The 13,179-nt window shown below is 75.2% G+C and carries 12 protein-coding genes and 2 pseudogenes; 3 read left to right on the forward strand and 11 right to left on the reverse strand.

The window, feature by feature from the left end; all coding sequences use genetic code 11:
• Window positions 1-3 precede the first annotated feature (3 nt).
• Window positions 4-555 (forward strand): annotated as a pseudogene (locus ACF1AK_RS10140) (type 1 glutamine amidotransferase domain-containing protein); the annotation flags it as partial.
• A gap of 212 nt (window positions 556-767) precedes the next feature.
• On the opposite strand, the gene ACF1AK_RS10145 reads toward ACF1AK_RS10140, so the two are convergent.
• From ACF1AK_RS10145 to ACF1AK_RS10180, 8 genes and pseudogenes are all read right to left on the reverse strand, one after another.
• Window positions 768-1,796, reverse strand: a complete 1,029-nt coding sequence (locus tag ACF1AK_RS10145) for a hypothetical protein (RefSeq protein ID WP_391498295.1) — start codon at window positions 1,794-1,796, stop codon at window positions 768-770.
• Between the two features lie 88 nt (window positions 1,797-1,884).
• Window positions 1,885-2,739 (reverse strand): hypothetical protein, encoded by an 855-nt coding sequence (locus ACF1AK_RS10150; RefSeq protein ID WP_391498613.1) that lies wholly within the window; start codon window positions 2,737-2,739, stop codon window positions 1,885-1,887.
• 186 nt (window positions 2,740-2,925) lie between these two features.
• Window positions 2,926-3,804, reverse strand: a pseudogene (gene ligD, locus ACF1AK_RS10155) (non-homologous end-joining DNA ligase); the annotation flags it as partial.
• Between the two features lie 115 nt (window positions 3,805-3,919).
• Window positions 3,920-4,663, reverse strand: coding sequence for a TetR/AcrR family transcriptional regulator (locus ACF1AK_RS10160; RefSeq protein WP_391498296.1), 744 nt, complete (start codon window positions 4,661-4,663; stop codon window positions 3,920-3,922).
• Window positions 4,660-5,724, reverse strand: coding sequence for a saccharopine dehydrogenase (locus tag ACF1AK_RS10165; RefSeq protein WP_391498614.1), 1,065 nt, complete (start codon window positions 5,722-5,724; stop codon window positions 4,660-4,662). The genes ACF1AK_RS10160 and ACF1AK_RS10165 overlap by 4 nt, the downstream gene beginning before the upstream one ends.
• 128 nt (window positions 5,725-5,852) lie before the next feature.
• A complete protein-coding gene (locus ACF1AK_RS10170) occupies window positions 5,853-6,191 on the reverse strand; it encodes an MmcQ/YjbR family DNA-binding protein (RefSeq protein ID WP_391498297.1) in 339 nt (112 codons plus the stop codon).
• Between the two features lie 138 nt (window positions 6,192-6,329).
• The gene (locus tag ACF1AK_RS10175) at window positions 6,330-6,779 is read right to left on the reverse strand and encodes a VOC family protein (protein ID WP_391498298.1); all 450 of its coding nucleotides are present in this window, start codon (window positions 6,777-6,779) and stop codon (window positions 6,330-6,332) included.
• A gap of 62 nt (window positions 6,780-6,841) precedes the next feature.
• Window positions 6,842-7,759, reverse strand: a complete 918-nt coding sequence (locus ACF1AK_RS10180; RefSeq protein ID WP_391498299.1) for a helix-turn-helix domain-containing protein — start codon at window positions 7,757-7,759, stop codon at window positions 6,842-6,844.
• A gap of 169 nt (window positions 7,760-7,928) precedes the next feature.
• Here ACF1AK_RS10180 and ACF1AK_RS10185 point away from each other — a divergent pair, with 169 nt between their 5' ends.
• Window positions 7,929-8,363: a CBS domain-containing protein gene (locus ACF1AK_RS10185; RefSeq protein WP_391498300.1), complete on the forward strand. Its 435-nt coding sequence runs from the start codon at window positions 7,929-7,931 to the stop codon at window positions 8,361-8,363.
• 378 nt (window positions 8,364-8,741) lie between these two features.
• Entirely contained in the window at window positions 8,742-9,893 is a 1,152-nt protein-coding gene (locus tag ACF1AK_RS10190) for a histidine kinase (RefSeq protein ID WP_391498301.1), read from the forward strand.
• 48 nt (window positions 9,894-9,941) lie between these two features.
• Here ACF1AK_RS10190 and ACF1AK_RS10195 read toward each other — a convergent pair whose 3' ends face one another.
• From ACF1AK_RS10195 to ACF1AK_RS10205, 3 genes are all read right to left on the reverse strand, one after another.
• Entirely contained in the window at window positions 9,942-10,226 is a 285-nt protein-coding gene (locus ACF1AK_RS10195; RefSeq protein WP_391498302.1) for a YciI family protein, read from the reverse strand.
• An 8-nt stretch (window positions 10,227-10,234) separates the two neighbouring features.
• Window positions 10,235-10,798 carry a TetR/AcrR family transcriptional regulator gene (locus tag ACF1AK_RS10200; protein WP_391498303.1) on the reverse strand — a complete coding sequence of 188 codons (564 nt, stop codon included), beginning with the start codon at window positions 10,796-10,798 and terminating at the stop codon, window positions 10,235-10,237.
• A gap of 222 nt (window positions 10,799-11,020) precedes the next feature.
• The gene (locus ACF1AK_RS10205; RefSeq protein WP_391498615.1) at window positions 11,021-13,084 is read right to left on the reverse strand and encodes an NPCBM/NEW2 domain-containing protein; all 2,064 of its coding nucleotides are present in this window, start codon (window positions 13,082-13,084) and stop codon (window positions 11,021-11,023) included.
• Window positions 13,085-13,179: the final 95 nt, after the last annotated feature.

Raw genomic sequence — 13,179 nt, forward strand, 5'->3', positions numbered from 1 at the left:
CGGGTGGAGTTCGTCGCCCTCACCGGCCGCACGGTCGCCTTCCTGGTCGCGCCCGAGGGCGTCGAGCAGGCCGAACTGACCTCCTCGTGGCAGGCCGTCGCCGAGGCGGGCGGCACGCCGCGGCTGGTGTCCACCCGGCCCGGACGCGTCCAGGCGTTCCGGCACCTGGACCGGGCGGACACCTTCCCGGTCGACGACGTGGTCGGCGTGACGGAGCCGGCCGGCTACGACGCACTCGTCCTGCCGGGCGGTGTCGCCAACCCCGACGCGCTGCGGCTGCACCGGGCGGCCGTCGCGTTCGTCCACGAGCTGGCCGCCTCCGGCCGGCCGGTCGCGGTGATCTGCCACGGTGCGTGGACGCTCATCGAGGCGGACGCGGTGCGCGGCCGCACCCTCACCTCCTGGCCGAGCATCCGCACCGACCTGGTCAACGCCGGCGCCTTCTGGGTCGACGAGCCGGTCCACGTCTGCCGGGACGGCCCCGGCGTGCTCCTCTCCGGCCGGAAGCCGGCCGACCTCCCGGCCTTCAACGAGGCACTGGTGACGGAGCTGGCCCACACCCACCCCCTCGGCGGCCCGCACCCGCCCTGGCCGGTCGCCCATGAGGCGGCCCCCTCCCGCCACGTGGCGGCGCCGGACGAGGCCGGCCGGGCCGGCGGCCCGCGCCCGTCCTGAGCGGTCCTCGTCTTCTTGGGGGAGCGCATGCTCCGGTCGGCGGCCTGCGGCGGTCCTGGGCGGTGGCTCGTGTGGTGGCGGGGTCGGGGAGGTCAGCCGAGGAAACGGTGGACCGGGGCCAGGCTGACCGGCAGCTCGTCGCTCACGTCGACGGTGTGGACGTAGGTGACGGGGGACCGTCGTCCGTCGGCCGGGTCGGAGAACCGGATCATGACGTCCTGGCAGTCGGAGCCCGCCCGGCAGTGCGGCGTCCTGGCGACGGTGATCGTCTCCAGGGTGTAGAGGCCGGGCGGGGCCGGGCTATCCTCGGGGCCGCCGGGCACCAGGGCGGCGGAGAGCGGGCCCTCGCCGAGCAGGCCGCCGCTCACGAAGGACTCCGTCACGGCGTGGTTCAGGGCCCGTTCGGCGGCGCTCCGGCCCGGGTTGCGGAGGTGGTGGTAGACCCTGGCGAGCAGCGCGCGGACGTGCTCGGTCAGCCGGTCGTGGTCGTGGACGTGGTCGTGATGGCGTTGCTCCTCCGCGGCGTGCACGGCTGCCACGGCGGCGGTGATGAGCGGGGTCTCCGCCCAGCGGGCGAGCCCGACCGAGCTCACCCGGACCACCGGCACGACCTCGCCCGAGAACAGCTGCGCGGAGCGGTCGGTGAGCCGTCCGGGCACGGTGAGGCGGCCGATGCGGCCCGGGTCCCCGGCCGGGAGCGACTGGCCGAGCAGGGCGTCGCGCAGCGCCCGGTGCACGGGGTGCACCGGCGGGGCGGCGGCGATCCGGCGCAGCAGCGCGAGCCGTTCCTCCGCGCTCCCGCCCGGTTCGGGGTCGGGCAGGGGGCCGGACCAGTCCATCGCCACGGCGGGTTCGGCCTCCAGGGCGTAGACGGGGGTGCTGTCGGGAGAGAGCGTCCAGGTCAGCCGGGACGCGGCCCAGGGGTGGCGGACGAGGTGGTCGTACAGCTGCCGGACGTCCCCGGGGTCCGGGGGAGGCCCGTCGGGGGCGGCCTCGCCGAGCTGCCGGCGGAAGCCGTCGCGGCGGGCCTCGGAGCGGAAGTCGACGCCGATCCGGCCGACCGCGTGGACGGGCGCGCCGCCGTGCGGGTCGATGGCTCCGGGGCTGGGTGTGGGCTCCATGGCGGCGTTCCCTCGGTGTCGGGTCACGGTGGGTGGCTCCGGTGCGGTGGGTGGCTCCGGACGTGCGGGCCCGGAGCGCGGGCGGGGCTCAGTCGCCGCGCAGCCGGACGAAGAGCGCCGTCGGGGGCCGTCCGGTCACGGTGACCTCGGCGCGCAGCGGGGTGCCGAGCGGGCGGACGGAGCCGTACTGCGGATCGTGGACGGGTGCGCCGAGCCGTCCGGCCGCCGCCTCCGCGACCTGCCGGGACTGCGGCGGCGACAGCGGGGGCGAGGAGAGCAGGACCCGGCCGTCGTCCAGCTCCAGGACCACCGCCCTCGGCCGGGCGGGTGGCCCGGTGACGGCGCGCACGGTCGCGTCCACGGTGTCGCCGCGCCGGTACTTCACCCAGACCCGCCCGGCGCCGCGGGCCCGGTACGTCGAGCCGGCCGCTTTGCAGACCAGCCCTTCCACCCCGGTGTCCGCCAGCCGTTCCATCCAGGTCAGCGCCTCGGCCCGGTCGGTGGTCGCCAGCACGGCCTGGACCGGGGGCGGGACGTCGGCCAGCGCCGCCAGCAGCAGCCGCCGGCGGTCGGCCAGCGGCAGCCCCCGGACGTCCCGGCCGGGCAGGGCGAGCACGTCGAAGGCGACCAGCCCGAGCGCCACGTCGTCGGCGGCCCTGGCCTGGCGGGTGCGCAGCAGTTCCTCGAAGGCGAACCGCCCGCCGCGCCAGGCGACCAGCTCCGCGTCCAGCACCAGCCCGGCCGGCAGCCGGGCGACGGCGGCGGCGATCGGCGGGAACTCGGTGGTGAGGTCCCGCCCGGAGCGGGACTGGAGGAACGGCGGACGCTCCGGACCGCGGGCGAAGGCCACACAGCGGAAGCCGTCCAGCTTCAGCTCGTAGACCACGCCTGAGCCGCCGAGGCCGTCCGCCGGCGGCACGGCGGGCACCGCCGCCGGGCGCATCACCTCCACGGGGGGCTCCAGGACCACCGGGTCCCGGGCGGGGGCGGGGACGGGGGCGGGGCGCGGCGTCTGCGTCGGCGGGGGCGCTTCGGCGCGGCCCGCCGCCGGTTCCTCGCGGGACGGACGGGACGGTCGGGAAGGCCGGGACGGTCCGGTGGGGCGGGCCGGGCCCGGTGGGGTGGCGGTGGGCAGCGGACGGGCGCGTGCCGGGTCGAGGAGGGGCGCGAACAGGTCGCCGTGCGCGGCCAGCCGCTCGGGGACGTCGGCGATCGTGAAGACCAGATCCTCCGCCGAACCGGCCTCGTCCAGCTCGGCCCAGGAGAGCGGGGCCGACACCGTCGGCCGCTGCTGCGCCCGCACCGTGTACGGGGCGGCGGTGGTCTTCTTCGCCGCGTTCTGCGACCAGTCGACCAGTACCCGGCCGGTCCGGCGGGCCTTCGCCATGGTGTGCACCACCAGGTCGGGGTGGGCGGTCTCCAGCTCGGCGGCCAATTGCTTGGCGTAGGCGGAGACCTGCGCGCTCGGCGTCGGCTCCAACGGCACCAGCAGGTGCAGGCCCTTGCCCCCGGAGGTCTTCACCCAGGCCTCCAGGCCGTCCGCCGCGAGCCGCTCGCGCAGCATCCCGGCCACCGTGCGGCAGGTCAGGACGGTCGCGCCGGTACCCGGGTCGAGGTCCAGCACCAGCCGGTCCGCCAGCCCGGGCGCAACGGCGTGCCACTGCGGCACGTGCAGCTCCAGACACCCCAGGTTCACCAGCGAGAGCAGGGCGGCGCCGCTCTCCAGCACCACCTGGCGCAGCTCGCCGCTGCTGCTCGGCACCTCGACCGTGCGCACCCAGCGGGGTGTCCCGGGCGGTGGGTTCTTGGCGATGAAGACCTCGGCCGCCACGCCGTCCGGGGTGCGGAGGAAGGAAACCGGGCGGTCGTGCAGATGGGGCAGCACCGCGGCGTGGACGGCCGCGTAGTAGCGCAGCACCTCGCCCTTGAGGGTGCCGGTCTGCGGGTAGTACACCTTGTCCAGGTGCGAGAGCGCGAGGGTGCGCCCGTCGACCACCATCTGCGGCATCGCCGCCTCCGAGGCTGCGCGCGTCCTGGCCGGGCCGAGCTGGGCCGGGCCGGGTCCGTTGCGGCCAGTCTGCCCGCGGCGGGGGCGCGGCGCGAGCCGTTCCGGGCCGCGCGGGTCACGGCCCGATCAGGTCCAGCGCGGTGCGGAGCAGCGTCTCGTCGGTGTCCGGCGCTCGCTCGCCCGCCACCCCGGAGCGGAACAGCGAGGCGCCCTCGACCAGCATCAGGAACACCCCGGCCCGGGCCCGCCGCTCGGCCTCCGGCAACCCGGGGCGGCGGCGGGCGAGGAACGCGGCCACCTGCTCGCGGTAGTCGTCGTAGAACGCCCGTACGGCACCGGCCACGGCCGCGTCCCGGGCGGCCAGGGCCCACAGCTCGGCGAACAGCCGCACCAGCCGGGCGTCCTCCTGCTCCGCCAGCAGCGCCTCCACCACCGCCGAGGCGGGGGCGTCGGCGCCGAGCAGCGGGGCCAACCGCTCCGCCGACCGCCGCAGCACGCGCTGCAGCACGGCCGCCACCAGGTCGGCGTGGGTGGGGAAGTAGTACTGGAGGTGGCCCAGCCGCACCCCGGCCGCCGCCGCCACGGCCCGCATCGTCAGCTCCGGCCCGCCCTCGGCGACGAGCACGCCCTCCGCCGCGTCCAGCAGGGCCTCCCGCCGCTCCGTCCCCTTCCGCCCGCGCGCAGGGCCTGAGGGCGCGGTGGCGGGGGCCCGGTCGGCGCCGGGGGTGTCGGGTGGGGCGGTGTCGCGTATCCGCGCCGCCTTCGGGCCGGGGGCCCGCCCCGGGGGCGCACCGGCGGTTCCGGCGGGGGCGGGCGGGGCGGGGTGGGCCGGGGTGCCGGCGCCGGGTGTGGTGCTCATGCGGCAGCATTCAAGCCCGTGGCGGGGCGGATGTCGACCGTGACGCCGAGGGCGGCGAGGGCGGCCGGGACCTGCGAGGGGCTGGGCGTCTGTTCCGGGAAGGAGACACCGGCCGGGGCCGGTGCCGAGCCGTCCGTGCCGAGGGCGCGGCGCAGGGCGAGCAGGCCGCCGACGGCGGTGAGGTGGGCCTGGCCGGCGCGGTCCTCGACGACGGCGGCGAGGGTGCGGTCGCCACGGGTGACGTCGATCCGCAGGAGCGCGGTGCCGCCGTCGCCGGGGGAGTACAGCAGGGCGCGGCGGGCGGACTGCCAGCGCTCGCCCCGGCCCCAGCGGAAGAAGCCGGTGTGCTTGGCGGCCAGCAGGGCCCGGGTGCTGAGACCGGAGCTGAAGCCGATCCGGGTGGTGGCGGTGCCGGTGCCGAGGGTGAGCGGCAGGCTGAACTGCTCGGGCGTGTCGATCCGGGCCACCCGGGTGGGACGGTCGCCGATCAGGACGGTGCCCACGTCGCCGAGCGGGGCCACGGTGCGGCGGCTTCCCTCGCGGACGACCTCGAAGTCCAGCCCCAGCCGGTCCATGAACTCGACCGAGTCCGCGCCGGCCCGGTCGGCGAGGTCCCAGCGGATGGCGGTCTCGACCCGGTCCGCGCCGCCGAGCCGCTCCGCCAGCGCGGCGGCGACCAGGCTGACGACGCCGCCCATCCAGGCGGAGGAGAGCAGCACCGGTGCGGTGGGGCGCAGCAGGGCGGTCACGGTGGCGGCGCGCTGGAGCCGCACGGTCCAGCGGGTGACGTCGGCGTACGGCACGCCGCCGGCGGCCGCCGCCCGCAGCACCCGGTCGTTGGGATCGTTGACCACGCCCACGACGGCCCGGACCGCCGCCTCGAACGGCTCCGGGTCGGCGAGGTCCCAGCGACGGACCGCGGCGTGCGGGGCTCCGCCGAGCTCGCGGACGAGTGCCGCTCCCCGTTCCACGGAGCGGCCGGTGAGCAGGACGGGGTCCTCGGCGGCCACCAGCCGGGCGAGCTCGGCGCCGACCGTCCCGTAGCCGCCGACCAGCAGCACCGGCCCCTGCGGGTCGTGGGTCAGCGTGTCGGCGGTGGCGGTGGCGGTGGCGGTGGCGGGAGCGAGGACGCCGGCGTCCGGGGAAGGGATCATGGAGCAAAAGTAGGTCATATGACCTAAAAATATTGTCAAGGTGCTCGACCGGTCACCAGGGCGTGGGCGTCGGCGACCAGGTCCTCGATCCGCTCCCAGTCGAGCGGAGTGACGTCGAGGCGGACGCCGACCCATCCCCGGTGGCCGACGTAGGGCGGCCGGAAGAACCATTCCGGTTCCTCGGAGATCAGGAACTCCTGCGCTCCGGCGGCCGCCGGACACCAGAACGCAAGACGGTCGTCGTGATGGTGGTCGGAGAGCATCGCGAACACCCGCGCCCGGCGGCCGGCGCCGGCGAACCAGGTCGGTTCGCCGTGGCTGACCCGCTCCTCCACCTCGGGCAGCGCCAGGCAGACGGCCCGCAGCCGCTCCACCGCCGCCGGCCCGTCCGGCGGCCCGCCCCCGGACCGATTGCCCCGCAATCGGTCCGGCGGCCCGCCCCCGGACCGATTGCCCCGGAGCGGCCCGTCTTCGGGTGGCACCTCCTCGGATGCGTCGCGAGGGCCCACGGCTCAGCCCGCCGGGGGTCGGGGCGCACCCCGGTAGGTGCCGAAGTACCAGCGGTTGCCCTCCGGATCGGCGGCGGCGAAGTCGCGCGATCCGTAGTCGGTGTCGAACGGTGCGGCGGTGATCCGCGCCCCGGCGGCGACGGCCCTCGCGTGCAGCGCGTCCGGATCCGCCGTGACCACGTACGCGGTGAACGTTCCCGGGCCGCCCGGCCACGGCTCGCCGCCCTCCGGCGTCGGCCGGTCGGAGCCCAGCATCACCCCGCCACCCTCCGGCCAGGCGAGTTCCGCGTGGGCCACGAACTCGCCTTCGCCGTAGGCGACGACCTGCTCGAATCCGAACGCCTCCGCCAGGAAGCGGATCAGCGCGCGGGCGTCGCGGGCGCGCAGGCTCGGCCAGACCTGCGGCGCGGGCGCCGTGCCGCCCTCCGTGGTGTCCGTGCTGCTGGTGTCCATGGCGGCTACCTCCTCGGCTCGTGTGGCGACCGGCCCCGGACGGGCACCGGGCCGGACCGCCGTCATGCCTCCCACTCTGGCGCGGGCCCGGTGGCCCCGCCTTGAACGTTTCGGAACTTGGCCGCGCCCGGCCCCTCCTCGGCGAGCCAGACGCTCGGTGCACACCCGGCCAGCGCGCGGAACTCGCGGGCCAGATGGGCCTGGTCGGCATAGCCGCAGTTCGCCGCCAGCTCCGCCAGTCGGGGCGCCGGGTCGGGCGCGGCCAGCAGCCGGCGGGCCCGGTCGAACCGGACCACCCGGGCGGCGGCCTTGGGACTGAGGCCGGTCTCCCGGCGGAACCGGTCCAGCAGGTGCCGCCCGCTCCACCCGGTCTCCCGGGCGAGCGCTGCCACCGGCAGCACCCCGCCGCTGCGCCGTAGCGCGTGCCACGCCTGGACGACCTCCGGCGGCACCTGGCCGGACGGGCGCGCCAGCCGCAGCAGCGCGCCGTCCAGTGCCGCGAACCGCTCCGCCCAGCCGCGGGCCTCCTGGACCGCCTCCTGGAGGTGCGCGACCGCCGCCCCGAGCACCGCCTCGCCCGGGACGTCCAGCCCGGACAGCTCCCCGGCCGGCAGCCCGAACAGCGCCCGGGCCGCCAGCGGGTGGACGGCGAGCTGGATGCCGGACTGCCGGCCGTCGTGGCTGATCAGGGCTGGAGCGGTGTGCAGGCCGCCGAGCAGGGTGGCGTACCGGCCGGGCGGCTGTCCCGGATCCGGGTGGCCGGCCATGGTGATCGGCTCGTCCAGGGTCAGGATGAAGGTCAGGTACGGGGACGGCAGGCCGCGGTGCAGGGCCGGCGGCAGCCCGCGCTGGCGGTAGCCCGAGTACCAGGCCACGTACGGGCGCAGTGCCGGGGCCGGCCGCACCCGGACCGCCTCGTCGACCAGGTCGTGGCCGGCCGTCGTCGTGCCGGGCGGCGCCCCGGCGGACTCCTCCGTCACGCCCCCAGTATCGGCCCGGCGCGCGGTCCCGGCACCGGCCCGGAGCCCGGGCGGGCGGTGACCGCGGGTAGCCCCGGGCCCGATGCGCTAGCGGACCGTCGGCGGCGTGCATAGCGTGGGAAGACCGGAACAGCCGGTGCTCGGGGGACGACCCGGAGGAGGAGTCACCGTGACCACTGCCCGAGACATCATGCATCCCGGCGCCCAGTGCATCGGCGCCGAAGAGAGCCTCGCCGACGCCGCCCGGATGATGCGCGACCTGGGTGTCGGCGCCCTCCCGATCTGTGGTGACGACCAGAGGCTGAAGGGCATCATCACCGACCGCGACATCATCGTCCGATGTATCGCGGAGGGGAAGGACCCGTCCACCACGAAGGCCATGGAACTGGCCGGCCACCTGCACTGCGTCCGTGCCGAGGACGGCATCGACGCCGTGCTCCAGAAGATGGAGCAGCACCAGATCCGCCGGATCCCGGTGATCGACGGCGACCGGCTGGTCGGCATGATCAGCGAAGCGGACCTGGCGACGGGACACCGCGAGGGCCAGCACCTGACGGACCAGCAGATCGTCGACTTCATGGACAGCGTCTACATGAAGCGGTGACGCCGGCCGCCCCGGAGGACTCCCGTGTCGAGCCGCGCGGGAGTCCTTGCCGCTGCTGCCCCCGCTGCCGCCTCCGTCGCCACCGCTGCCGCTGCCGCCGTGGCGGTGGCGGACACCGGGGCGCACGTCCTGACCCACCGTCATCGAGCTGGTCCTCATGGGCGATCCCTCCTCCGTCGGCCGAACCGGACACCCAAGACGCTAGACGTCGGCCGAGGGGGCCAAGAAGTGCCGAATTGCACATGTTCGCGAGGGCCGGGCGAGGGCTGCCCATGACCTTCGGCCTGTCTTTCGGCCGGGGAGGGGAGGGGGCCGGGAATGCGGGTACAGTCCCCGGCGGTGGTCGGGACCGGCCCGGTCGGCACTCGGGGAGGGTGGATGGAACAGCGCGCAGTGCGGTGGATCCCGCCCGTGCTCTACACGGTGGTCCTGGCCGGCGGCTTCTCCCACGCGGCGGTGGCCGCAGGGGATTTCGGCGGTGCGCGGCTCGCCCTCTTCGCCGCGGGCCTGCTGGCCCTGCTCGCCCTGGAGTCCCCGGGACCGGGCCGCGCGCCGGCCGCGGCGCTGCCCCCGGAACTGCTGCTGGCGGTGCGGGTGGTGCTGTTCGCGGCGGTCGCGGTGGTGGACGGCTCCGGGGTGTCGTGGGTCCTGTTCGTGCTGGTGCCGTTCACCGTGTACCCCGCCTTCGGGCGGCGGGCCGCGTTCGGCTGCGCCGCCGGCTGCGTCGCGCTGCTGCCGGCCGCCCTGACCGTCCTGGAGCCGGGGTGGTGGGCGCGGCCGGCCCACGGGTCGGACCTGCTGATGTTCGGCCTCGCCCTGGCGCTGGCCCTGACGACGGCCGGGGCGGCGGTCCGTGAGCAGGAGGCGCGGGCCCGGTTGGAGGAGTCGCGCGAGCGGCTGGCCCGCTGTGCGGGGCGGGTCGCCGAGCTGTCCGCGGCCGAGGAGCGCTACCGGCACGCCCGGGAGGTCCACGACAGCCTCGGCCGCCACCTCGCCCTCCTGGGTGCGCAGTTGGAGCGGGCCGAGACGTTGCGCACGCTGGATCCGGCGGCTTCGGCGCGGGCCGTGGCGCAGGCGCGCCGCTCGGCCGGCCTGGCGCTCGCGGAGGTCCGGGGGTCGGCGGGCGGGCGGGACGAGGGCCGTCCGTTCTCGCTGGTCCGCTCGCTCACCGGCCTCGCGCGGAATCCCGACGACGACCGGCTGACCGTGGAACTGACCGTCACCGGGGACGAGTCGGGACACGACGCCGGGACGCTCACCACCCTCTATCGGGCCGCCCGGGAGGCAGCGGCCGACGCCCGCCGGCACGGCCGGGCGGCCCGGGTGGAGATCCGGCTCACCCTGGACGGTCAGGCCACCCGGCCGGCCGTCACCGACGACGGGGGGAGGACCGCCCGGGGCGCCGAACCGGGCCGCGGTATACGCGGGATGCGCCGGCGGTTGGCGCGGCTCGGCGGCCGGGCGGATGCCGGGGCGGACATCGGGGCGGACGCCGGCCTCGGGAGGCAGCGGCACCGCGGCCGTCGGTGAGAACGATCAGGTGCGGAGCCGCGCCGTCCGGGCCGAGGGCCGGTGATCTCACAGCAGGAAGCTGAGCCGCTCGTCCGCCACGCCCGGTGCGATCTCGAAGATCTCCGCCGTGACGACGTCCTGGGCGACGAACGGGTCCTCGTCGACGCGCTTGCGCAGTTCCTCGGGCGAGGTGTTGTGGGCGAGGACCGCGCCACCGAGGCCCGGCTGGATGCGGCCGACCAGCAGGAAGACCCCGTCGTCCAGACCGCGCTTGATCCACTCCTGGTGGCCGTCCATGTGCCGGTCGGCGGCGGCTCGGTTGTCGGAGAAACGAAGCAGGACGATGAACATGCTTTCTCTCATCTCTGGGAGGTGTAGGTGCGCAGCCAGTCGTGCATCCGGTCGACCTCGCGCCGGATGAACTCCTCGTCGTGGAAGGCGTTGGCCAGGACGGCGACGCCCTGGCTGAAGGCGAGGACGTGCATGGCCAGTTCGTCGGCCTGCTCGGCGTGCCCGAGCTGTGTGAACTGTTCGCGCAGCCAGGTGCGGAACAGGGTGAACAGGCGGCCGGCCCGGTCGTGCAGGGCGTGTTCCAGCTTGGCCAGCTCGGTGGTCAGGGTGCCCACGGGGCAGCCGTGGTCCTGGATGTCGGTGCGGTTGGCCAGCACGATCTCGATGTACCGCGCGATGCGCCCGGCCGGGGTGGGTGCTTCGGCCTCCCACTGCTCCAGCATCCGCGTGGTGTCGGCGAGGCGAGCGTCGATCACCGCCTCCAGGATCGCGTCCTTGGACTTGAAGTGGTAGTAGAAGTTCCCCCTCGACAGGCCGACGGCTCCGGCGATGTCCGCGAAGGAGGTGTGCTCGTAGCCGTGCTGGTAGAAGAGCCGGTCGGCCGCCGCGACGATCTGTTCACGGGTCGCCACAGCAGGCACGGTGATCCCCCTTGGACGCCGTAGGACAGTTGACCTAGAGCCACAACGTAGGTCAACCGTCCTAGATCGTCAAGCCGTTGACACCGCCGAGACCACGGCCCGGCGGCCGGCAGCCGGCCCGGCGGTCGGCCCGGCGGGCGGGTGCGGTGCCGGGGACCACCCGGCACCGCACCCGCCCCGGCCAACCGGCCAACCGGCCCGCCGGTCAACCGGTCAGCACGTGAGCACCGGCGCCGCCCAGTCGGCGTGGTCGCTGTTGGTGCCGTCACCGCCGTCCGTCACCACCAGCCGCACCTCGCTGGCCCCGGCCAGCGCCGCGGTGAGGTGTCCCACCCCGGAGGCGGCGGTCATCCGTCCGCTGTCGGCGACCTTGGTGTCGTCGGCGTAGATCTGGAAGGAGACGGAGCCCCGGCCCTGCGCCTCGGCGTCCACGCCCACATCGGTGCTGAGCGCGGAGCAGGAGCCGCCGAGGTAGTAAACGATCTCGCTGAACGCGTTGACGCCCAGGCCCTTGGCGTACGTGGTGGTCCCGATGGTGATCGCGGAACCGTCACGGGCCTGGTTGCCCCCGTTGCTCATGTCCCGCTCGACCGGGCCCCAGCTGTTCCCGGCCGCGGACCAGGCGAGGTCGGACAGCTGGTGCGTGCCGGCGGCCGGGCCGCTGCCGCAGGCGATCCGGACGTCGGCCCAGTCGGCGTGGTCCCAACTGGTGCCGTCCCCGCCGTCGGTGACCACCAGACGCAGCTCCTGGGCCCCCGTGAGGTCGGCGGTGAGCCGTTTTGCCGCGTCCCGGCCGGTGACCGGTCCGCTGTCGGCGGCCTTCACGCCGTCCGCGTAGACCTGGAACGCCACCGAACCGTTGCCGTAGGCGTCGTCGTCGATCCCCACGTCGGTGACCAGGTTGCGGCAGGTGCCGCCGAGGTGGAAGCCGATGTCGCTGGGGGCGTGCACCCCCAGGCCGTAGGGGTACGCGGCGCCGCGGACGGTGATGGTCGTCCCGTCGCCGGCCAGGTGGTCGCCGTTGCTGCGGTCACGCTCCACCGGACCCCAGGAGTTGGAGACGGAGGTGAACGGAAGGTCGCTCAGCCGGGTCACCCCCGTGGGCGGGGCGACCGGCGAGCTCGGGGTGACCCGGAACATCGCCGTGCCGTGCCCCGGCACGACGGCGCTGATCGCCCCGCCACTGGTCGTGGTCTGCCTGGTCCACAGGTCCTTGACCGCGTAGGACGCGGCGCCGCCGATGCCGACGGCCTGCGCGGTGGTGCTGATGGTGGCGTCGTAGGAGCCCTCGTTGGTGAGGGTCACCGAACGGCTGCCGTCCGCCAGCGGCTTGCTCATCACCACCAGCCCGTTCTCCCGGGAGACCACGGCGCCCTGCCGGCCCAGTGGGTCCTGGTCCACCGCGATGACGTCCTTGTTGGTGAGGATCTCCAGGGTCTCCGGCTCCGCGGTGCGCAGATCGGTGCCGATCATCAGCGGGGCGGCCATCTGCGCCCAGAGGCTGAAGTGGGTCCGGTACTCGGTGCCGGTCATGCCGCCGTTGCCGACCTCCAGCATGTCCGGGTCGTTGAAGGCGCCGGGCTTGGCGTAGTTGGCCAGGCCCTGGTTGGCCTGGGCGATGGAGATCATGCTCTGCCAGTTGTCGCTGATGTCACCGGTGGTGCGCCAGGAGTTGCCCACCGGCTGCGCCCAGTTCCACGGCCCGGTGCTGCCCCACTCGCAGATGCTGTAGAGGATCGGCCGCCCGGTCCGCTTCAGCGCCGCGCCCATGGTCCGGTACCGGGTCTGCGCATCGGCGCCCTGGTTGTGGCAGTTGTCGTACTTCAGGTAGTCGACACCCCAGGACGCCCACAGGTCCGCGTCCTGCTGTTCGTGGCCGAGGCCGCCGGGGAAGCCCTTGACGTCGCAGGTGTGGTCGCCGGCGCTGGAGTAGATGCCGAACTTCAGTCCCTTGCCGTGCACGTAGTCGGCGAGCGCCTTGATGCCGTGCGGGAAGCGGACCGGGTCGGGCACCAGGTTGCCCGCTCCGTCGCGCTGGGGCAGCGCCCAGCAGTCGTCGAGGTTGATGTACTGGTAGCCGGCGGCCTTGAGCCCCTTGTCGACGAAGAGATCGGCGATGCCCTTGATCATCACCTCGTTGAACTGGTCCCCGCAGTAGGTGGAGTTCCAGTTGTTGAAACCCATCTGCGGGGTGAGGTTGAGCCCGTTGTCGAGGGCCGCGGCCGGTGGTGCGGTGGCGAGTTGGAGCCCCACGGTGAGGGCGCCGCCGCCGGTCATCAGGATGAGCGCGGTCAGTGCGGCCGCGAGGCGGCGGCCCGGCCGGCCGGGTGGGATGCGCAAGAGTCCTCCAGGTGAGAGAACGAAGGGCGGTG

Origin of the sequence: Kitasatospora sp. NPDC015120 (genome assembly GCF_043080305.1) — a bacterium.
Classification (GTDB): Bacteria; Actinomycetota; Actinomycetes; order Streptomycetales; family Streptomycetaceae; genus Kitasatospora.